Annotated in this window: 19 protein-coding genes; 3 read left to right on the top strand and 16 right to left on the bottom strand. The window is 48.1% G+C overall.

The window, feature by feature from the left end:
• Positions 1–2: 2 nt before the first annotated feature.
• Entirely contained in the window at positions 3–1,634 is a 1,632-nt protein-coding gene (locus ACN0UY_RS01960) for a GMC family oxidoreductase (RefSeq protein WP_417665136.1), read from the top strand.
• On the opposite strand, the gene ACN0UY_RS01955 is transcribed toward ACN0UY_RS01960, so the two are convergent.
• Together ACN0UY_RS01955 and ACN0UY_RS01950 are read right to left on the bottom strand one after the other, a co-directional pair.
• Positions 1,631–3,964 carry an efflux RND transporter permease subunit gene (locus tag ACN0UY_RS01955; protein WP_417665135.1) on the bottom strand — a complete coding sequence of 778 codons (2,334 nt, stop codon included), beginning with the start codon at positions 3,962–3,964 and terminating at the stop codon, positions 1,631–1,633. The two genes, ACN0UY_RS01960 and ACN0UY_RS01955, sit on opposite strands and share 4 nt — an antisense overlap.
• Before the next feature lie 3 nt (positions 3,965–3,967).
• Positions 3,968–5,137, bottom strand: coding sequence for a YCF48-related protein (locus ACN0UY_RS01950; protein WP_417665134.1), 1,170 nt, complete (start codon positions 5,135–5,137; stop codon positions 3,968–3,970).
• Positions 5,138–5,363: 226 nt separating this feature from the next.
• Here ACN0UY_RS01950 and ACN0UY_RS01945 point away from each other — a divergent pair, with 226 nt between their 5' ends.
• Positions 5,364–6,719 (top strand): DUF1329 domain-containing protein, encoded by a 1,356-nt coding sequence (locus ACN0UY_RS01945; RefSeq protein WP_417665133.1) that lies wholly within the window; start codon positions 5,364–5,366, stop codon positions 6,717–6,719.
• A 69-nt stretch (positions 6,720–6,788) separates the two neighbouring features.
• Here the strand turns inward: ACN0UY_RS01945 and ACN0UY_RS01940 are convergent, their stop codons facing one another.
• Genes ACN0UY_RS01940 through ACN0UY_RS01925 form a run of 4 tightly spaced genes read right to left on the bottom strand, consistent with a single transcriptional unit; the run spans position 6,789 to position 10,096 of the window.
• Complete coding sequence (locus ACN0UY_RS01940; RefSeq protein WP_417665132.1) at positions 6,789–7,661, bottom strand: NAD(P)-dependent oxidoreductase; 873 nt, start codon at positions 7,659–7,661, stop codon at positions 6,789–6,791.
• 4 nt (positions 7,662–7,665) lie between these two features.
• A complete protein-coding gene (locus ACN0UY_RS01935) occupies positions 7,666–8,571 on the bottom strand; it encodes a diacylglycerol/lipid kinase family protein (RefSeq protein ID WP_417665131.1) in 906 nt (301 codons plus the stop codon).
• Positions 8,564–9,331, bottom strand: a complete 768-nt coding sequence (locus ACN0UY_RS01930; protein ID WP_417665130.1) for a methyltransferase domain-containing protein — start codon at positions 9,329–9,331, stop codon at positions 8,564–8,566. The genes ACN0UY_RS01935 and ACN0UY_RS01930 overlap by 8 nt, the downstream gene beginning before the upstream one ends.
• Before the next feature lie 6 nt (positions 9,332–9,337).
• A complete protein-coding gene (locus ACN0UY_RS01925; protein WP_417665895.1) occupies positions 9,338–10,096 on the bottom strand; it encodes a Nif3-like dinuclear metal center hexameric protein in 759 nt (252 codons plus the stop codon).
• Positions 10,097–10,240: 144 nt separating this feature from the next.
• Here ACN0UY_RS01925 and ACN0UY_RS01920 point away from each other — a divergent pair, with 144 nt between their 5' ends.
• A complete protein-coding gene (locus ACN0UY_RS01920; protein WP_417665129.1) occupies positions 10,241–10,663 on the top strand; it encodes a hypothetical protein in 423 nt (140 codons plus the stop codon).
• 92 nt (positions 10,664–10,755) lie between these two features.
• On the opposite strand, the gene ACN0UY_RS01915 is transcribed toward ACN0UY_RS01920, so the two are convergent.
• The 10 genes from ACN0UY_RS01915 to ACN0UY_RS01870 are packed head-to-tail and all read right to left on the bottom strand — an operon-like array spanning position 10,756 to position 19,180.
• A complete protein-coding gene (locus ACN0UY_RS01915; protein ID WP_417665128.1) occupies positions 10,756–11,292 on the bottom strand; it encodes a DUF3833 domain-containing protein in 537 nt (178 codons plus the stop codon).
• Positions 11,292–11,813: a chalcone isomerase family protein gene (locus tag ACN0UY_RS01910; RefSeq protein WP_417665127.1), complete on the bottom strand. Its 522-nt coding sequence runs from the start codon at positions 11,811–11,813 to the stop codon at positions 11,292–11,294. Before ACN0UY_RS01910 ends, ACN0UY_RS01915 begins: the two co-directional genes overlap by 1 nt.
• Complete coding sequence (locus tag ACN0UY_RS01905; protein WP_417665126.1) at positions 11,803–12,366, bottom strand: DUF2878 domain-containing protein; 564 nt, start codon at positions 12,364–12,366, stop codon at positions 11,803–11,805. Before ACN0UY_RS01905 ends, ACN0UY_RS01910 begins: the two co-directional genes overlap by 11 nt.
• The gene (locus ACN0UY_RS01900; protein WP_417665125.1) at positions 12,357–13,595 is read right to left on the bottom strand and encodes a class I SAM-dependent methyltransferase; all 1,239 of its coding nucleotides are present in this window, start codon (positions 13,593–13,595) and stop codon (positions 12,357–12,359) included. Before ACN0UY_RS01900 ends, ACN0UY_RS01905 begins: the two co-directional genes overlap by 10 nt.
• 17 nt (positions 13,596–13,612) lie before the next feature.
• On the bottom strand, positions 13,613–14,356 hold the full coding sequence (locus tag ACN0UY_RS01895; protein ID WP_417665124.1) for a DUF1365 domain-containing protein: 744 nt from the start codon (positions 14,354–14,356) through the stop codon (positions 13,613–13,615).
• On the bottom strand, positions 14,346–15,626 hold the full coding sequence (locus ACN0UY_RS01890) for an NAD(P)/FAD-dependent oxidoreductase (RefSeq protein ID WP_417665123.1): 1,281 nt from the start codon (positions 15,624–15,626) through the stop codon (positions 14,346–14,348). The genes ACN0UY_RS01895 and ACN0UY_RS01890 overlap by 11 nt, the downstream gene beginning before the upstream one ends.
• 22 nt (positions 15,627–15,648) lie before the next feature.
• Positions 15,649–16,365, bottom strand: coding sequence for an SDR family NAD(P)-dependent oxidoreductase (locus tag ACN0UY_RS01885; RefSeq protein WP_417665122.1), 717 nt, complete (start codon positions 16,363–16,365; stop codon positions 15,649–15,651).
• On the bottom strand, positions 16,362–16,799 hold the full coding sequence (locus ACN0UY_RS01880) for a nuclear transport factor 2 family protein (RefSeq protein ID WP_417665121.1): 438 nt from the start codon (positions 16,797–16,799) through the stop codon (positions 16,362–16,364). Before ACN0UY_RS01880 ends, ACN0UY_RS01885 begins: the two co-directional genes overlap by 4 nt.
• Before the next feature lie 39 nt (positions 16,800–16,838).
• Positions 16,839–18,248 carry a cryptochrome/photolyase family protein gene (locus tag ACN0UY_RS01875; protein ID WP_417665120.1) on the bottom strand — a complete coding sequence of 470 codons (1,410 nt, stop codon included), beginning with the start codon at positions 18,246–18,248 and terminating at the stop codon, positions 16,839–16,841.
• Positions 18,245–19,180, bottom strand: coding sequence for a YbgA family protein (locus ACN0UY_RS01870; protein WP_417665119.1), 936 nt, complete (start codon positions 19,178–19,180; stop codon positions 18,245–18,247). Before ACN0UY_RS01870 ends, ACN0UY_RS01875 begins: the two co-directional genes overlap by 4 nt.
• Positions 19,181–19,265: the final 85 nt, after the last annotated feature.

Below are 19,265 nucleotides of genomic sequence, written 5' to 3'. Positions count from 1 at the left end.
CCATGAGCCCATCGTCACTGCATTTTGATTACATTGTTGTTGGCGGCGGTACCGCCGGGTGTGTGTTAGCAAACCGACTTACCGAAGATGGACGTTTTAAAGTCGCGCTATTTGAAGCGGGTGGAGACGGCAAGTCATCGTTCAGCGACATGCCCGGTGGCGTTATTCGCTTTATGCATAGTCGCGTGTTTAATTGGCTTTATCGCAGTCAGGACACCCCACCCTTACGAAACGGGAAAGGCCTTTATACACCGCGCGGCAAAGGGCTTGGCGGCAGCAGTATGATTAACGCCATGATTTATACGCGCGGTGTGCCCAGCGACTATGAACACTGGGCCGCAAATAGTTCGTCAGATTGGGGCTGGTCGAATGTATTGCAGCGCTTTCGTAAGCTGGAATGCAATCAACGCGGCGCCAACGCGTTTCATGGCGATAAAGGCCCCCTGCATGTCAGCGATGTGCCAACCTATTTCACTGCAGCCCAAAAGTTTATTGATGCTGGTGTGGCAGCGGGTATTCCAAATAACCCCGACTTCAATGGCGCCACACTGTATGGTGTTGGCGCGTTTCAGTTCACGATATACAACAACGCCCGTTGGAGCGCGCGCAAGGCATTTCTTGACCCAGCGCGGACGCGGACAAACTTGACGGTATTTACCAATAGCTTGGTTGAACGCGTCACCTTTGAAGGCAACACAGCAACCGGTATCCAATTTCGTCAAAACGACAAGGCTTACGTGGCGCGAGCTGAACGTGAAGTGATTGTTAGTGGTGGCGCAATCAACTCACCGCAACTATTGATGCTATCAGGTATCGGCCCAGCCGAGCATTTGCAGCAACATAATATTCAAGTGATAGCGGACCGCACCGACGTTGGCAAAAATCTGCAAGACCACGTCGATGTGATGGTGCATTATCGCAATCGGTGCAAAGACGGCATTAGTTTAACGCCGCTTGGACTGCTCAAAATGACCGCTGCTTGGTGGCAGTATCGCACCAAGCGTACCGGCCCTCTCGCTGTATCACCCGCTGAAGTGGGTGGGTTCTTAAAAAGCCGCTCAGAATTGTCAGATCCAGACCTGCAGCTGCATTTTGTTTCCACCCGTTTTAATGACAGCGGTTGGGACTTGCGTCCAGCTTTTCATCATGGTTTTGCCTGTCATGTCTGCGTATTACGGCCAAAGGCCCGAGGTGAGCTGCTTTTAGCTAGCGACAACCCCGCGGAGCCACCGACATTTCGTTATAACTTTCTAAACAATGAACAAGACCGTGCAGCCCTGCTCTCGGGAGTTCGTCAAGTTCGAGAAATTATGCAGCAAGCCCCACTTAAGCAGCACAATGGCGGTGAGGTATGGCCAGGCCCTACGCAATCAGATAAAGAGCTTTTGGAGCGAATCGAGAGCAATATTGGTTTGATCTATCACCCCACCAGCACGTGCCGTATGGGTAACGATGCGCACGCCGTGGTTGATGCCAAGCTTCGCGTTAATGGCGTTAGTGGATTGCGGGTTATTGATGCGTCAATCATGCCGACGGTTTTGAGTGGAAATACGAACGCGCCCACAATGGTTATTGCCGATATTGGCGCCGACTATATTCTAGCCGACGCCGACATATCGAACGAACAACACTAGTGGATAGGCTTACCGAAGCGCGCGAAGAAGCGCGCTAAGGCTGGAATGAGAATCAACGCACCCAGCATGTTCCATAAGAACATGAAGGTAAGCAGAATACCCATATCCGCTTGGAATTTAATCGGTGAGAAAATCCAAGTCGCAACACCAATAGCTAGCGTTAACCCAGTGAAGCCAACCGCTTTACCGGTGCTATCAAGCGCATATTTGTAACTGTCATTCAAATGCATGCCCTGCGCCAAGCCTTCGCGGATTTTGGTGTAAATATAGATACCATAGTCGACACCAATCCCCACACCGAGCGCAATAACCGGCAACGTCGCTACTTTCACACCAATACCGAGTACCGCCATTAAGCCTTGGCTCATGATGGTTGTCAGCATCAACGGCAAGATAATACAGGTTACGGTGCGAATGCTGCGGAATGTAATCAAACACAACACAATAACCACGCCATAAACCCACAACAGCATTTTGGTTTGAGCCGCTTCAATCACCGAGTTTGTGGCAGCTTCAATACCTGAGTTACCCGCAGCCATCAACAGCTCTAAACCTTCTTGCTGATATTGCTGATTAAAGGCGTTGACCGACGCGACCACTGTTTGCAATGTCTCTGCTTTATGGTCATTCAAGTAAATGATAATCGGCACCATCGAACAGTCGGGGTTAATTAACCCTGGCGGCGTACGCCCCGTGTTGGCGTTCAGCACATACTGGTTACGATTAAGGCTAAACCATTTGAGGTTACCCTCATTCAAACCAAACGAGCCCATTTTAGCCACGTAAACCACTGATTTTACGTCTTGCACACCCGGTGTATTTTCCATGTGCCAGGTAAAGCGGTCCATAACTTCAAGGTTGTCGTACGCAATGCATTGGCTCGGCGCCGTTTCAGCCATCACTACAAAAATATCGGTACTGGAGCTGTAGTTATCAACAATAAACTTATTATCCAGATTATACCGGCTATCTGGGCGTAACTCCGGTGCGCCAGCGTCTAAGTCACCAATTTTTAATTGCTGGCTATACACAAGCCCCCACGTAACCCCAACCAATGCCAATACCAACGCACTGTATGCCCATTTGGGCTGCGAAAAGCGGCTAAAGGTGGTTAGCACCGGATGATCTTGTTCGCGTGCTTTACGGGTGTATTCAGTGCCTTTTGGCGAAATGCCAACATACGACATGATAATGGGCAACAAACCTAAGTTGGTCAGTACCACCACGGCAACACCAATACTTGCCGCAATTGCGAGCTCTTGTATCACCTCAATATCAATAACCATCAAGGTGGTGAAACCAATGGCATCAGAGATTAACGCAGTTAAACCTGCGATATAGAGCGAACGAAATGCCAACCGAGTGGCTGCAAATTTGTCATGGCCATCAACACGGTTGTTACTGATCGCATTAATGATCTGTACCCCGTGACTCACCCCGATAGCGAACACGAGAAATGGCACCAGCATTGAGTAGGGGTTAATGCCCGAACCAATCAGCTTAATAATACCTAACTGCCATACCACCGCGATTATTGAACACGACAACACCGCAAACGCACTGCGCCAGCAACGGCTGTACCAATAAAGCATCAGCAAGGTGATAACTATCGCGATAAAGAAGAACAAACCAACTTGATACGCACCTTCAATTAAATCACCAATAACTTTGGCAAAACCGGTGATATGAATTTTGACGTTTTCAGTTTGGTATTTATCCCGAATGTTCTCTTCTAATTTTTGCGAGAATTCCTGATAATTCAGCGCTTCGCCGGTATCTGGATTAATTTCATTTAGGGGTACGAAAATTAACGCCGACTTAAAGTTGTTGGCAACTAAATTTCCCACTTCGCCTGAGCGCAGCACGTTGGTGCGCAGCTTATCCAGTGACTCTTCAGAAGCATCCCAGTTGTCTGGAATAACCGGCCCACCCACAAAACCTTCTTCGGTTACTTCACTCCATCGCACATTGGGCGTCCACAGACTTTTCAAGCCACTGCGGTTAACCCCAGGAATAAAAAACACTTCGTCAGTAATTTCTTGCAGTGTTTTTTGGAATTCCGCGGCAAATATATCGCCTTCAGTTGTTTCAACTGCAATTCGAACCACGTTACCTAAGCTGGCTAAGTCTTCTTGGTGGGTAAAATAGTTCTGAATAAATTCATGCTGGGTTGGAATCATTTTGGTAAAGCTCGCCTCTGGGCGAACCATACTTGCATGCCAAGCTAAAAAAGCGGTTGCAACAGCAAACATCACAAACCACAACGGGCGGAAGTTGAAGAGCGCGCGCTCTAACCATACGCTTTTAGTTTCAATAGACTGTTCAGACATCGGCTATTGTTCCTTTGTTGTCGTTTGTTGAATTGAGCTAAATTGCGGAATTTCTATCACACCACGCTGCCCCACCACCGTCAAACTGCCATCTTTATTGGTGATCAGGTCAGTGAGTGCGGCGCCAGACGCGTGTGTCATATTTTCGATATCGCCTTGCTGATTTACCCAGCCAATCACACCGGCGTTACCAACCAAATAAACACCACCAGCGGCAGCATCAACAACTGCATTAATATTCACAGTGTCTTCCAGTTTAATTTGACTAAAGCTTTCGCCTTGATCAGCGCTCATGAAAATATTACCGCGCAAACCAACAATCCAAAGGTTTCCTTGAGCATCCACATGAAGGCCGAAGAACGACCCGTAATACGGTGAATCCAAAGTTTCCCAGGTAGAGCCTTGGTCAGCACTGCGAAATACCTGACCGCTTTCGCCGGCTAAATACACATAGTCATTATCCGCAGCCAACGCATTAAAATGAAAGCCATCCGGGTTCTCAACGTAATTATCCAGAATGTGCCAGCTGGCACCACCGTCCGTTGAACGAATAAGCGAACCATAGGCGCCTACCGCTAAAATCACTTGCGAAGATAATGCACGCACATCTAAGAATGGTTTGGTTGGGCCATCTTCTTCGGCAAGCGATGCCATTTCAAGCGCAAATGCAGCATTGTCGAGTGCCACGAACAATTCTTCTTCAGCATCAGGGTCTGAGCCATCAAGCTCTTCTTGTTGCGCGGTTAATTCTGCCACCAAATTTTGAAAATGCGTTTTTTGTAACTGGATGTATTCAAAACCATCAAGTTGTCGCTGCCAGGTTTTACCGCCATCTTTTGTGGCTGCAATCACACCATGGTGGCCCACGGCCCAACCTTGATTTGCGTCAGCGAAATCGACTGAGGTGAACAATACACTGGTAGGAACTTCGGCTTGTTGCCAAGGTTGATCATTGCTATCGCGGTAAATAATTACGCCGTAATCGCCAACTGCGATGGTTCTATCGCCAGCGTAGGTAATTTCCGTAAGCACTGTCTTAGGCGCTTTGGTGGCCTGCATTGCTGGTGCATAAATGACTTCATAGTCAGTGACAGTATCGGCTTGTGCGGCCGGCAATAGTGCATGCATTGCCGCCCCAACAAATGCCCCAGCATACGCTGTAGCTTTTATCATGGAACCCTCTTGATAATTCTGAGTCTTATAATTGTTTGGTAAATAGTTGCAAATTTCCAATTCGCGATACATGCTATGGAAAAATAACTAGAGGTCAAACCAGCTGCTACCTTACAACGAACCTCGTTCTAACGCTAGTATCAGTTGGGCATTTAAATTTGTTAAGATTTGATGTAGCTTTATTGCGTATAAAGAATGCGTATCTAGAACAACAAGGAAAAGCACAATGAATAAAATGATGCTGAAAGCCGGTATTTTCGCGCTATCTGTGGTGTCAGTGAGTGTCATGGCTAAAGTTAGCCCTGAAGAAGCTGCGCGCCTCGGTAATGACTTGACTCCGGTCGGTGCAGTAAAAGCAGCTAACCAAGACGGCAGTATTCCAGCTTGGGACGGCGGCTATAGCTTGCAAGCAGAAGGTGAAGCGCCAGAGCGCCTTGCTGACCCGTTTGCAGACGAACAACCGCTATACACCATTACTGCGGAAAACGTCTCACAATATCAAGATCTGCTTTCAGCAGGTCAAATGGCCATGTTTGAAAAGTACCCTGAGTACAAAATGCATGTCTATCCAACCCACCGCACAGCGGCTTACCCACAAGAAGTTTATGACGTGATTGCGAAAAACGCAGTGAACGCTGAGCTTGTTGCTGGCGGCAATGGTTTATCGAATTTTGATAAACACATTCCATTCCCGGTGCCAAAAAATGGTTTAGAAATCATTTGGAACCACGTTACCCGTTATCGCGGTGGCGCAGTACAACGTTTGGTTAACCAATTCCCAGTACTGGAAAACGGCGATTTTGTTCCAGTGCTACTGCGCGAGTCTTTGGTATTTCCTGAGTACCTGAAAACTGGCCGTGAAGCCGCGGACGACAACGTGCTGTTTTACTTTTTGCAAGAAGTACTTGCGCCAGCACGTTTAACTGGCACCGTACTGTTGGTTCATGAAACGATTGACCAAGTAAAAGAATCACGTCGCGCGTGGCTATACAACGCAGGACAACGTCGCGTTCGTAAAGCGCCATCAGTAGCCTATGACGGTCCAGGTACAGCTTCAGATGGGTTACGTACTTCTGACGGCCTTGACATGTTTAACGGCGCACCAGATAAATACAACTGGGAACTGATCGGTAAAAAAGAGATGCTTATTCCATACAACAACTACAAGTTGATGGATACCGACCTAAGCTATGACGATATCATTGGCCCGGGTCACATGAACCAAGACTACGTGCGTTACGAGAAGCACCGTGTTTGGGAAGTGAAAGGCACGTTGAAAGACGGTGAGCGTCATATCTATGCAACGCGCCACATGTTCATTGATGAAGACACGTGGACAGCGTCTGTGATTGATCATTACGACGGTCGCGGTGAATTATGGCGTGTAGCCGAAGCTTACAACACCCAGTTCTACTATAACGACACCCCGTGGATGGCTGCTGAAGCACTGTATGACCTGAACTCTGGTCGTTACATTCTGCTTGGCTTAGCGAACGAAGAAAGTGAATACATGAACTTCGATATCGAGCCAGAGCGTGGCGACTTCTCTACTGGCGCACTCCGCCGTATGGGTATTCGTTAAGCTTTAATGAAAACAGAGCACATAAAAAACCCAGCTTCGGCTGGGTTTTTCTTTTCTAACGCATAAAAACTACTTACGTTCTAAGCGTGCCAGCAAACTGGATGTGTCCCAACGCGAACCACCCATTTTCTGTACTTCAGCATAAAACTGATCTACCAGTGCCGTCATTGGCATACTTAACCCTTGACGTTCCGCCTCGCTCAAAGCAATTTTCAAATCCTTACGCATCCAATCAACCGCAAAACCATGTTCATAGTGTTGCGCCCACATGGTGTTATAACGATTTTTCATCTGCCATGAGCCTGCCGCACCCTGACTGATGGCATTAATCAACGTATCTGGGTCCAAACCAACTTTACGTGCCAGTTGCAGCCCCTCTGACAAGCCCTGCACAACCCCAGCAATACAAATTTGATTGACCATTTTAGCCAACTGACCATGTCCTGCTGGCCCCATATATTCACGGGTTTTGGCATAGCAAGCTAAGGCAGCATCAGCACGCTCTAGGGCGTCACGATCACCGCCGATCATAGCTGTTAACACACCGTTTTCTGCGCCTTGTTGACCACCTGATACAGGCGCATCCAGAAAACCGATGCCACGTTCTTTGGCTGCTTCTGCAAGCTCTTTCGCGAGCTCTGCCGAAGCGGTGGTGTGATCAACCAAAATACTACCGGCCTTCATGGTTGCCAAAACGCCATCATCGCCATAAACAACACTACGTACATCGTCATCATTACCAACGCATAACATGACCAGGGTTGCGCCCTCGGCTGCTTGCGCGGGTGTATCGGCAGACGTACCAGCATACTCACTGGCCCAGTCTTGGGCTTTGCTGTGGGTACGGTTATACACTGTGGTGGTAAAACCACCGCGCTGCAAATGACCTGCCATGGGATAGCCCATAACGCCTAAACCAATGAATGCGCATGTCATACTCATGTTACTACTCCCCAGTTCGTTCGAAACCTAATCTTTGACCGTACCCCGCAGGCACCGTCACATAAATTGCCTCAGTAAGCACAGAAACACTTACGGGGCCCTGAAAATGAATATCGCCGTCTAGTTCTACTGGATGCTCACTGTCTCCAATAGAGAATTGCTTGCCCGTACTAAATTCGAGAGCTGGTGTTTGCTCAACTTTATTTTGCATAACCCGCAATAATGCTTTGAGTTGCGCCCAGCGCTGCATTTGAGGAATACCAATGCGCGCCATTACTCCTTTGCCTCTATTCGCATTTGGATGCACCGGTATGCCACCACCAATATACCGCCCTAGCGCCACGATTTGACCGTCATCCCAATGCTGCTCATGGTGCACCCGCGAACGATGGTTGAACGAGCCGAATAGATAGCGCAACAAGGCAATTGAATAGCTCAAGCGCCCTGCGCTTTGTTTCAGCCATGCTGGCTGTAAATGCATTAAATCAACACTCAAGCCGGTGCCAACGTGGTTGACAAAATAGCATGTGTTGGCAACGCCCAAACACTCTTTAGATGTTGTGATAGGCTTTCGCATACGCCAGCGCCAATTGCACAACCCGTGGTCACGGGCAAAATCATTACCGGTACCAACGGGGATAACCGTTAATTTCACCGATGTTTTAACCACCACGTTTGCGACAATATTGACACTTCCATCACCACCAATCACCACACACTCACTGGCTGTTTGGCACGCTTCTCGCAGCAGCCCGATATCGTGATGACGACTTGCCGAGCTTGGTAAAACCACCACCGAACCTGCGTTTTGCTGGCTCAGGAAATAGGCTTCGAAATAAGCTTCATAGTGCCGTGCAAATCGTCGCGCACGGCTACTTAGTGCATTAAAGTAAATAACAATATCAGGCATGGTTAATTTGCCAGTGCAGGTAGCGGCCAATATCAACAAATGGCGACTGTTGGTTGTAGCGTAACTCCAGCGCTAATAACTCATCAAAACGCTGCTGGTCATCGCGGTTGCGTAAATAGTCGTGAAAACAGCGCACGCCAGTCTTTTGCGTAACCTGCAAACCAAGGTGTTCCAACCACTGCGCCACATCGGCTGGTGAAAGAGGTTGTTGCGGGCTCATTCGAACCGTCTTTTTAACCTTTAAGTCAGCTTGCACGTAGTCAAAATTACCGAAAATGATATTTGCTAATATTTTGGCATCGCGATTGTAAAACATCAGCGACAGTTGCCCTGCCGGGGCCAACAATTGTTTTAACGTAGCAAGCGCCTGTTGAGGCTCAGCAAGCCATTCCAGCACCGCATGGCACAGCACCACATCGAAGCGTTGCTGCAGCAAATTAGGCAGTTGTTGCAAGGGAGCAACGTGATATTCATAATGCGCTGAGAGCCCTTCGCGTTCATGCAAAGCTTTTGCTTCAGCCACAATTTCTGGTGATATATCGGTATGGGTTACCTGACACCCTGCGCGCGCAAACATCTGTGACAATTGCCCCATACCCCCGCCTACATCCAACACGCGCAACGATTTATTCTGGGCAGCATCCAACCAAGGCTGTAAATCGCGCTGCAGAACGGCCAAGCGCAATTTGCCTTTATTGGTGGCATAAATATTACGAGAAAACTTTCCAGTTATTCCCTCAAAACTATGGTCGTTCGACATGATGTATTAGGCCGGATTATCGATATCAATAAAATGATGCTGCAGGTCAAACCGGCTCGCTAAATGCTCACCCAAGGCTTTTATGCCGTACCGTTCGGTCGCATGATGCCCTGCAGCAAAATAAGCTACGCCTTGCTCGTGCGCACTGTGCGTTGTTTGCTCCGAAATTTCACCGCTAATAAAAGCGTCAAATCCAGCTGCGGCGGCTTGGTCAATATAACCTTGCCCACCACCTGTGCACCACGCAATTTTTTGAATCGGTGTGTCACAATCAATACGTACCGTTAATCTACGTTGTAAGCAGTTTTCAAGGTGTTCGCCCAGCTCGCGTGAGCTCATTGGCGTGGCCAACGTGCAGCCCATAACCACGCCTTCCGGTTCAGCTGATAGGAGTGCTTGCGGCTGTGGCCACCCAAAAAGCTTCGCCAACTGTGCGTTATTGCCAAATTCCGGGTGTACGTCTAACGGCAAGTGATAGCCAAATAGATTAATGTCCGCTTTGAGCAAAGCTTGAATCCGGCGTTTTTTCATGCCGGTGATAACGGCTGGTTCATTTTTCCAAAAATAACCATGGTGAACTAAAATCGCATCTGCTTTAAGCGCAATGGCTTGGTCAACCAATGCCTGACTGGCTGTTACCCCAGTGACAATGGCTTTGACCTGCTCGCAGCCTTCAATTTGCAAACCATTCGGGCAAAAATCACGAATACGGTCTATTTGTAATAAATCATTGAGATAATGTTGTAGCTCTGAACGTTGCACAATGTCCTCGTTTCAGCCTTTGAATTTCGATGAATATCGGATGTTTTTAGCATATTTTACTGACGAATGTTTCACACATTAGACAATATGCTCAAAAAACGGTATAAAAATGGAACACACTAACGTAATAGCGATAGGATAATATCCATGAGCAAACTTGATAAAGACCAAGTGCTTGCTGATTTTACTGCAGCATACCAGCAAGCTCACGGCAAAAAACCGAAAGTTGAAGCGAAAGGCGGCTGGTATAGCGTCGATGGCGGCAAAAATGTGCGCCTAGCTCAACTTGCTGAAGAAGCCGAGACACTAGCCGGTGGCAAAGCAGCTAAACCAGCTGCCAAGGCGACCAAAGCGGCAGCAAAACCTGCAGCAAAAAAAGAAACCAAGAAAGCTGCAGAACCAGCCAAGAAAGCACCAGCTAAAAAAGCGGCGGCTAAAAAGCCTGCTGCAAAAACTGCAAAAGCAAAAGTTAGCAAGAGTGCAAATGGTGGGCTTACAGCAAAAGAATTGTGGCGCCAGCGCTTAGAGCAAGATAGCACCTTATCGCGTTTACCACGCGGCTATGATTAAGCTTTAAAGCCAGTCATAACACCAAAAGAAAAAGGGAAATAAGCGCGCTTATTTCCCTTTTTTATTACTTTTCTTACGTTATTTCTTACCTGTTACTTCTTACCAATATAAAGGGTTATCTCCCCAACTGGCAGCCCGTATTTGTACATCTGAGTACGATTAATCATGTTGTCGGAATCTACCAGATACAGCCAGTCATCTAAATTAACCGCAAACGGTTCACCATCACGCTCAATGATCAGCGTGTAGCTCCAGTTCAATACGTTTCCTGCCGTAGTGCCTTCAGCGACACCTTCAACATCACTTGCACGCCCTTCATAGCTATTCTCACCGGTTTTTGTGATGTACCAGATACGCTCTTGCTGGCTGCCATCGGCATAATAAAATTGCTCGTCTAAAACACCCTCATTGCCGTTCCAAGTGCCTTTTAAATCCGCATGAAAGCGTTGAATAACTTTACCGCTATAGTCTTGCACCATACCGTACGCGACCAGGTCGCCATTGAAAAACTCTTCAAGTTTTAACTGGGGCTGTTCACCTTGATAATCTTCAATTTGTGCCGAGCACCCTACTAGCAACACTATTAGGGTCGCGATAAATGCCGTTTTTAGTACCATCAGGCGGTTCATTACTGTGCTCCTATGAGCGCGTTCCGCTCATCTTTGAATCGTGAGTTTTCAGAAAGCCAAATCGCTAAGAAATCATCGGTAAACTGCGCCGACTCAATGGTTCCCAATCGACCTTCCGGGCCATAAAACTCGGCATGCCCCGCATCATTTTCAACGACCGTAATGCAGTCGCCCTCGCGCACATCAGGCCACATATTGCGCAGTTCATCTAGCCATTGCTGATGCGCTTCAGTATTTTCAATTTTTAAGCGTTGCCATTCTTCGGCTGTGGTATCAACAAGATCATCGGCATCAATGTTACGGAGATAGCTCAGCTGCAAAGCCCGCTGCTCGGAGTCTTGGTAAGCCCCCGTATCGGTTCGAAGCTCGGCATCATAAACATCCCAGAACCAGACTTTTAAGCGTGTTTCACCCACCATTTTGAGATCATCAAATGCCGCGACGCTGCATTGGCTAGCGTAAACGGGCTGTACGCTCAATACGGCACAGGTAAGTACCAAAAAAAACGCTTTAATTTTCATCGTGCCCTCCTTCAGAGTGCAACTCAGAGTGTGACTGTGCGGCAGCGAAACGCTGCATCAGTACCGCGAATATGACCATATAAATGGCCCACAACACTGCATAGACGACCCATAGTAGCCATTCGGCGCGCAATAACTCGGCTGCGCCCAAGCGTATTCCAATTGCGTACGTTAGCGGTCCAGAAGCGATACCGAGCAATGCTGCCCATACTGGGCGCCCTGCTAAATCACTTAAGGTGTTCATTAACATGCCCGCGAAGCCCAGCCAGAGCAAAATTAACCACCAAGGCAAAAAGCCGCCGTCAAAGGTTAATATTCCAACGCCAACCACCGTAGCCTCAAGCGCTAACCCTAACGCCACAAACAACGCGTACAAACGCCAGCTAAAGGCACTACTTCGTATTGCTAAGGCAACCTGAAGGCTCACCAACAATAAAGTCGCCACTAGCCATTCAGAACGCCCTGCTACAGCGCTTATCCAAACTAGATCAAATAAAAACAGACCGACCAGTTTTGGTAGCCACCGTTTAACACGGCCGTTCATTAACGGCATTGAGGCTTCGTCGCAACTAACTGAACAGCGGACACCGCACGTTCAAGAAATCCACCCTCGCAATAGCACAGGTAATAATTCCACATACGCCCAAAGCGCTCGTCATAACCGTGTTGCATCAATTGCGGATGCGCCTTATTGAACTTTACCCGCCAATCAGCCAACGTTCTGGCGTAATCAAAGCCAATGTCATCAACATGGCGAATCACCATGTTGGTGTGTTTCGTAAACATTTCGCTCATCATGGTTATTGACGGCAAAAAGCCACCCGGGAATATGTATTTTTGAATAAAATCTACGGAGTTCGCGTAGCTTTTCATGCGCTGATCAGCAATGGTAATGGCTTGCAAAGCCATTTTACCGTTGGGCTTTAACAACCGGTTGCAGGTGCTAAAAAATGTAGCCATGTATTTACGGCCAACCGCTTCAATCATTTCAACTGAAACCAGTTTGTCATAAGTTCCAGTCAAATCGCGATAATCGTTTTTAAGTAGCGTAATTTTATCGCCCAAATTTTCTTGGGCAATCAGCGCCTCAGCGTAACGAAACTGTTCTTCCGAAATGGTGGTGGTGGTCACGTGGCAGCCATAATGCTTTGCCGCGAATACCGCTAACCCGCCCCAGCCAGTGCCAATTTCTAACAAATGATCTTCGGGTTTAAGTTCCAAGCTATCGCACAGCCGTTTGAGTTTATGCTGCTGTGCCTCCGCTAAATCGGCATCAACGCGCGGATACACCGCACTCGAATACTGCAATGACGGGTCTAGAAATGCCCGATACAAGTCATTACCTAAGTCATAATGGGCAGAAATGTTCTCTTTCGCCTGACGTTTGCTGTTATTGCGACGCCAATGCTGAAATTTTTGAATCGGTAGGAGTAACCAACTTAATTTAGCCTCAGCTGCATCAAGTGCAGGTAGATTTCGTGCAAAGATTTGAATCACATGGGTCAGGTTAGGCGTCGTCCAACTCTCATCCATAAACAATTCCGCCGCACCAATACTGCCGCCAAATAGAAAACGGCGATAAAAATCGCTTTTTTGAATGTCAATCTCAGCCTTCAGGTCGCTTTTATCGGAGCCGAATTTGCCGACCACTTCGCCGCGTTCTTTCACAACCAAGTAGCCTTCGGTGAGCTTATTCAAAAGCCCCAACACGGTCTTTCGCAACACCTTGTCTACACTTGTTAAATCGTTCTGCATAACCGCTAATGCGTCTTCTTTGTACATGAAGCTAACCCTTATTTTCACTCATCTGGTTTGGGGTGCGCGTACACGGGGGTGCGCTTTAACCACAATCGCAAAGCCTGCCAGTAAATTGCACCGACGGTGCTTAACGTATTTATCGGATACCTCAATAATACGTTGCGAATCGATTTCGAGTTCAATTCAACCCGCGTTAATTTCACGGTCGCGCTAAAATGGCGCTTTTCTTTATGCACATCTAAGTGAATCATCGCGCGATGATTAGGGGTTTGTTGCGGTGGAATAAGCTGCCAATGGTAACGCATATTTATTGGGTTAAACGGGGATACATGAAACGCCTTGTCATGCACCAAGGCTTCATTTAAATCGAGCGCATAGTAATGGCGCTCATTCCAGGGGGTATTGCTCACTTCGGCAAGCATGTAGCTGTAGGTATCACTCCCTTCTGGTTGCACGAAATAGCAATTAAGTGGACTAAAATACAACCCAAAAGTGCGCAGCGCTCCTAAAAAAAATACGCGCCCCTGAACGGGTTTACCAATCTGCTTAGCGATTTCTACACGAACCGCTTCTGCAAGATCCCCTTCACTGCCGCGTAAGTAGTCGTTGCGACGAAACCACAGTGGCGCAAACTTACTCACTGACAACCAGCGACTTCGACTCGCCACTTGCTCCAATTCATCCAACGCAAACCACCACTGGGTAATGCTGTAGTCAAATGCATGTTTGGTCGGCCGATAGCGCGCGTGGTGCACACGGCCGCTCAAGATGGCACTAGCTAACATGCCAGGTTACTCCAAAACGCTTTGCCACATCCACAGCACTGCGCACGCCATCTTCATGGAAGCCGTTGTACCAATAGGCGCCGGTAAAGTGGGTGTGGTTGTTCCCGCAGATGCGTTCGCGCTGCGCCCGCGCCTGCATAGAGGCAACGCTGTAAACAGGATGCGCGTAGTGGTAGATACCGAGCACCTTTTCGGGATGAATAGCGGTGGTGTTATTCAGCGTGACACAGAACACTTCTGGCGCCTCGATACGTTGCAGAATATTCATATTATAGCTCACCGAACTTGGTCGCGTGCGCGCTTCAGCATCGGTGTGCAATAAATAGTTCCAACTGGCCCAAGCCAACTTGGCGCGCGGCAACAAGCGCACGTCGGTATGCAGCACAACTTCGTTCATTTGATACGGTATCGCGCCAAGCACTGCGTGCTCTTCCGCAGTCGGGTTCGCCAATAAAGCGAGTGCTTCGTCACTGTGGCATGCAAACACAACTTCATCAAAGTCTTGCATCGTACCGTCGGCAAACTCAATCGTTACTGCGCCCTCGCGGTCAGCGACCTGACGGTGCACCGCTATAATGTTGGCATTGCAATGAATATGTTTAGCAAAGTTCTGCGTTAACGGCTCAATGTATGCGCTTGAACCACCAATAATGGTGTGCCATTGCGGGCGATCCGCCACATTTAGTAAACCATGGTTCGAGAAAAAGCGCAGGAAAAACCCAAGTGGGAATGCTTCAGCTTCTTGCAGGCTAGCGCTCCAAATAGCAGCGACCATTGGTAAGATATAAAGCTCGCTTACTTCTTGCGGGATGTTTTGCTCGCGCAGGAATTCGCCTAAGGTTAACTCATCAAGGTTAGCACCGGTTTCGTAAGCGCCTTTAGCTGCCTTATTGAAACGCAAAATGCCATTGATAAGCCGATAAAATTTCGGCGAGAATAGATTCTTACGTTGCGCAAACAAAGTGTTGAGGTTGTGGCCGTTGTATTCCAAACCGCTTTTGGGGTCGCGCACACTGAAACTCATTTCAGTATCTTGCCAGGCCACACCTAACTCGCGCATCAACGCACGAAAATTAGGATAAGTACGGTCGTTAAACACAATAAAACCGGTATCAATGGCGTAATCTTTGCCATGCACGTTAACTGTTACAGTGCGAGTGTGCCCGCCAACATAGTCATTTTTCTCAAATACAGTAACCTGATGTTCTTTATTCAACAGATACGCAGACGTTAAACCAGCGATACCTGAGCCGATAATGGCAATCTTCATGTAAAAACTACTCCGTTAGGAATTACGTCATGCGCTTTGAAAGCGCCACTTGCCATGCCTGCGGCAGGCGTGACATTAACTTTAAAAACAAACCGAATGTTGTTGGAAAAGTAATGTCGGTGGTTTTTTTACGAATTCCCTTACGGATTCGATCAGAGGCAAATTCAACACTGACCCGCATCGGCATTTCAAAATCATTGGCATCTGTCATTGGCGTTTCGACAAACCCTGGCGACACGGTTTGCACGCAAATACCACGCGGTTGCAAATCAACCTGTAACGTACGCGCTATGTACTGCATTGCTGCCTTTGAACCGCCGTAGGCTTCGGCCCGTGTAAACGGCAACAATCGCGCCGTGCTGCCCACCAGCACCAATTGACTTCCGCGTTTTAAGTTAGGCAACAAAGCTTCGACGCAACGCATCATGCCAAATACATTCACGTTAAAAACCCGCTCAAACATTGCAGCTTCAAAGCGGTCAATATCGACATATTCACAGACCCCCGCAGACATGATCACAACGTCAATATCGGTATAACTGGCGAGCGCTTGCATGGTTTGATCGGCATCAGTCACGTCAAGGCGTTGACCGGCAATATTATCAGGAAACCGCTGTTCGAGTTCTGCAAGCACATCGGTGTTACGCCCGCAGGCAATAACGGTGTGCCCCTCAGCCGCATAATCCAGTGCAACCTGTTTGCCAATGCCTGATGTCGCGCCAGTAATTAAAATATTCATGACGATTTTACTCGTGTTTTCACCTTGTTAATTACGAAACCAATAAACGGCAAATGTTCATAGAGCATAGCCCCGGCATCGTAATAATCGGTTTGTGACAGAATTTTATCGTTGTCCAGTTTTAAGTGACTGGTGCCGGGCACAATAATTTCGCGCCCCTCGGCAAGCTTTGGATGTTTCAAACGCATTTGCCAAGTCACAAAAACATCGTCGCCCTGTCGGGCGCGATCAGCAAAGGCAAAGTGACAGTACTCAACACCCTTAATCGTGTTACGGAAGTATGTTTTGAGGTTATCCAAACCTTGCACGTGGTGAATTGGGTCAACAAAACTAACGTCGTCACAATACAATGAATCTAACGCATCAATACTTTCGGCGTTTAAGTCGTCATAGAGGTGTTCAAGCTGCTCAACAATATCTGCCACACTTGTCATGCTGTTCTCCTGTGCTGCTATTGGTTGTTCACCGAACCGTTATAGCGCTTTGAATGCTGCTAAAAACCGCTCCCTCGCCTGCTTGTGATTCACTATTGGAGTCGGGTAATCGTCACGTCCTTGTTGTTTCAGCCACGCCGCTGGCGCATGAATCTGTTTGGCCGGACAATCTTTTAATTGCTTCACCCATTTACGGATATAACTGCCGTCAGGATCAACTTTCTCGCTCTGTAGCGTTGGGTTAAACACCCTAAAATAAGGGGCTGCGTCGGTACCCGTTGATGCACTCCATTGCCACCCACCGTTGTTCGCAGCAAAGTTGCCATCAATCAAGTTCTGCATAAAAAATTTCTCGCCCCAGCGCCAATCAATCAGCAAGTCTTTTACCAAAAAATGCGCAACAATCATGCGTACCCGATTATGCATCCAGCCCTCGTTGGCTAACTGGCGCATACCTGCATCGACAATTGGATAGCCTGTTTCACCATTGCACCACGCCTCAAAAAGCGTTTTATCGCGATGCCAGCGCATTGCGTCGGTATGTTGTAAAAATGCTTTGCCATAACTTAAGCGTGGCACATGCTGCATCAAGTGCAAATAGAACTCACGCCAAATCAGCTCGTTTAACCAGGTATCAGCGCCTTTATTGAGGCCTGCAGGAAATTGCGGGCTCATCTCAGCCATTAAGCTCACCGCTTGCCACGGCGACAGGAGGCCCAATTCCCAGTATGGAGACAACCGCGATGTGCTGTCTAAACTCGGAATATCCCGTTCAGCAGCATAGCTCTCTACATGTGTCGTCAAATAGTCACGCAGCGCTTGTTGAACAGCTTTTTCACCCACCACCCATGCACTCGAATCGCGGCGCGAGTAATCGACAACGGGTATCGTAGCTGGCGCAACGGCGGTGCGCTCCAATAAAGTGTGAGTTCGCGGTATGCCATGTTGGCTGACGTAATCGCGCCACGCGCGTGAAAACGGTGTAAATTTTTGGTAGATATTGCCGGCTTGGGTGGTTATCACCGGCGGAACAACAAGGCTGCCATGATGGCGTTCTACCTTCATGCCATGTTCCTCCAGCACAGCCGTTACAGCCCTATCGCGGCGTTGTTCATGTACCGGGTATTCGGCGTTGTAATGCACTGCCGTTAACTCATGTTTTTGTGCGAAACGCTTCACACTTTTTGCTGCGTTTGACCACGAATCAATCACTTCAATGGTTAACGAAATCCCTTTGGCTGCCGCATCATCCACAAAACTTTCAAGGTGCCGACACAGTAAATCCCATTTTATCGGGGCCCAGTCATGTGCTTCCATTTGTTGCGGGCAAAGTAATAGCAATGCAGGAATATCACGCTGCTGCCCGTTTACTTGGCTGGCAGCAGACAGAGCTGGGTTGGCGGTTAGCCGCACGTCGTTACGAAACCAAACACCTGCATAATCACTCATAATGCGTACCTCAGCTTCAAATCAACCGGGTATGGATTCAAATAACGCTGGCCTGACAAATAGCTGTTGGGGTACTCGCGCAAATAATGCCGCAGCAACGTTAATGGCGCGAGTAACGGTTGCACGCCATCGCGATAATCAAGGATCAGCTCACTCAACTCTGCTTTTTGTTGCTTGGTGAGTTGATCGCCAAAATAGCCCTGAATGTGTTGCAAAACATTGGTGTGATTGGCTCGTGTTGCTGGCTTGCCTAATGCAGCCATGATGTCTTCTATATATTGCTTCGCGAAAGCCTCATTAATATCGCTTTGCTCAGCCACAACCCTGCCCAAACGCCGATACTCTTGCTGGTTGTGCGCAAGCAGCAACAATTTCAATTCGGTATGAAAGCTCAACAAGTCTGATTTGCGTAGTGGCTGTGGTAAGTGCTGCCACGCATTGAATAAAAACACACGCATAATAAAGTTCTCACGCAACGGCGCGTCATTCAGTCTGCCGTCTTCTTCTAAGGGCAATGCTGGGTGCAATTCGCGCAAACGCTGAACAAATATACCCTGTGCTTCTTTGCGAGCGTATCCGGTTTCTGGATCGTACAGCTTTACACGCTCCATGCCGCAGCTTGGTGATTTTGCGCACAATACATAGCCGCTAATTTGTTTTAGATGCGGTTCCGCTTTGTCAGCAAACTGCGCCAAGCGCTCGGTAACATCGTCGCCCGTTTTTGGAATTACTGCACGCACGCCATCCGCGTGCTGCTCTAGCCGAATGGTTGGCCGCGGTACCGGTAGGCCAATCCCAACTTCTGGACACAACTTGACGAACTCGACATGCCGTTGCAGTTCGTTAGCGCAGAAGTCTGAACGTTTATGCCCGCCATCAAAGCGCACTTGATCACCCAATAAACAAGCACTGATACCAACTTTTATCGCCACCGGCACACTCCTTTTCGGTTGCTGTGATTACCTATAAAACGACTATAAACCATCATTCTTCATTCTACCCTGACGAAAAATACGA

This window comes from Pseudidiomarina sp., assembly GCF_048268165.1.
Classification (GTDB): Bacteria; Pseudomonadota; Gammaproteobacteria; order Enterobacterales; family Alteromonadaceae; genus Pseudidiomarina.
This window is presented reverse-complemented; position numbering and strand designations above follow the sequence as displayed.

Bases quoted from the DNA above. Each gene is read 5' to 3' on its own strand.
- ACN0UY_RS01960 (WP_417665136.1), top strand. From the start codon at position 3: ATGAGCCCATCGTCACTGCATTTTGATTACATTGTTGTTGGCGGCGGT.
- ACN0UY_RS01955 (WP_417665135.1), bottom strand. From the start codon at position 3,964: ATGTCTGAACAGTCTATTGAAACTAAAAGCGTATGGTTAGAGCGCGCG.
- ACN0UY_RS01950 (WP_417665134.1), bottom strand. From the start codon at position 5,137: ATGATAAAAGCTACAGCGTATGCTGGGGCATTTGTTGGGGCGGCAATG.
- ACN0UY_RS01945 (WP_417665133.1), top strand. From the start codon at position 5,364: ATGAATAAAATGATGCTGAAAGCCGGTATTTTCGCGCTATCTGTGGTG.
- ACN0UY_RS01940 (WP_417665132.1), bottom strand. From the start codon at position 7,661: ATGAGTATGACATGCGCATTCATTGGTTTAGGCGTTATGGGCTATCCC.
- ACN0UY_RS01935 (WP_417665131.1), bottom strand. From the start codon at position 8,571: ATGCCTGATATTGTTATTTACTTTAATGCACTAAGTAGCCGTGCGCGA.
- ACN0UY_RS01930 (WP_417665130.1), bottom strand. From the start codon at position 9,331: ATGTCGAACGACCATAGTTTTGAGGGAATAACTGGAAAGTTTTCTCGT.
- ACN0UY_RS01920 (WP_417665129.1), top strand. From the start codon at position 10,241: ATGAGCAAACTTGATAAAGACCAAGTGCTTGCTGATTTTACTGCAGCA.
- ACN0UY_RS01915 (WP_417665128.1), bottom strand. From the start codon at position 11,292: ATGAACCGCCTGATGGTACTAAAAACGGCATTTATCGCGACCCTAATA.
- ACN0UY_RS01910 (WP_417665127.1), bottom strand. From the start codon at position 11,813: ATGAAAATTAAAGCGTTTTTTTTGGTACTTACCTGTGCCGTATTGAGC.
- ACN0UY_RS01905 (WP_417665126.1), bottom strand. From the start codon at position 12,366: ATGCCGTTAATGAACGGCCGTGTTAAACGGTGGCTACCAAAACTGGTC.
- ACN0UY_RS01900 (WP_417665125.1), bottom strand. From the start codon at position 13,595: ATGTACAAAGAAGACGCATTAGCGGTTATGCAGAACGATTTAACAAGT.
- ACN0UY_RS01895 (WP_417665124.1), bottom strand. From the start codon at position 14,356: ATGTTAGCTAGTGCCATCTTGAGCGGCCGTGTGCACCACGCGCGCTAT.
- ACN0UY_RS01890 (WP_417665123.1), bottom strand. From the start codon at position 15,626: ATGAAGATTGCCATTATCGGCTCAGGTATCGCTGGTTTAACGTCTGCG.
- ACN0UY_RS01885 (WP_417665122.1), bottom strand. From the start codon at position 16,365: ATGAATATTTTAATTACTGGCGCGACATCAGGCATTGGCAAACAGGTT.
- ACN0UY_RS01880 (WP_417665121.1), bottom strand. From the start codon at position 16,799: ATGACAAGTGTGGCAGATATTGTTGAGCAGCTTGAACACCTCTATGAC.
- ACN0UY_RS01875 (WP_417665120.1), bottom strand. From the start codon at position 18,248: ATGAGTGATTATGCAGGTGTTTGGTTTCGTAACGACGTGCGGCTAACC.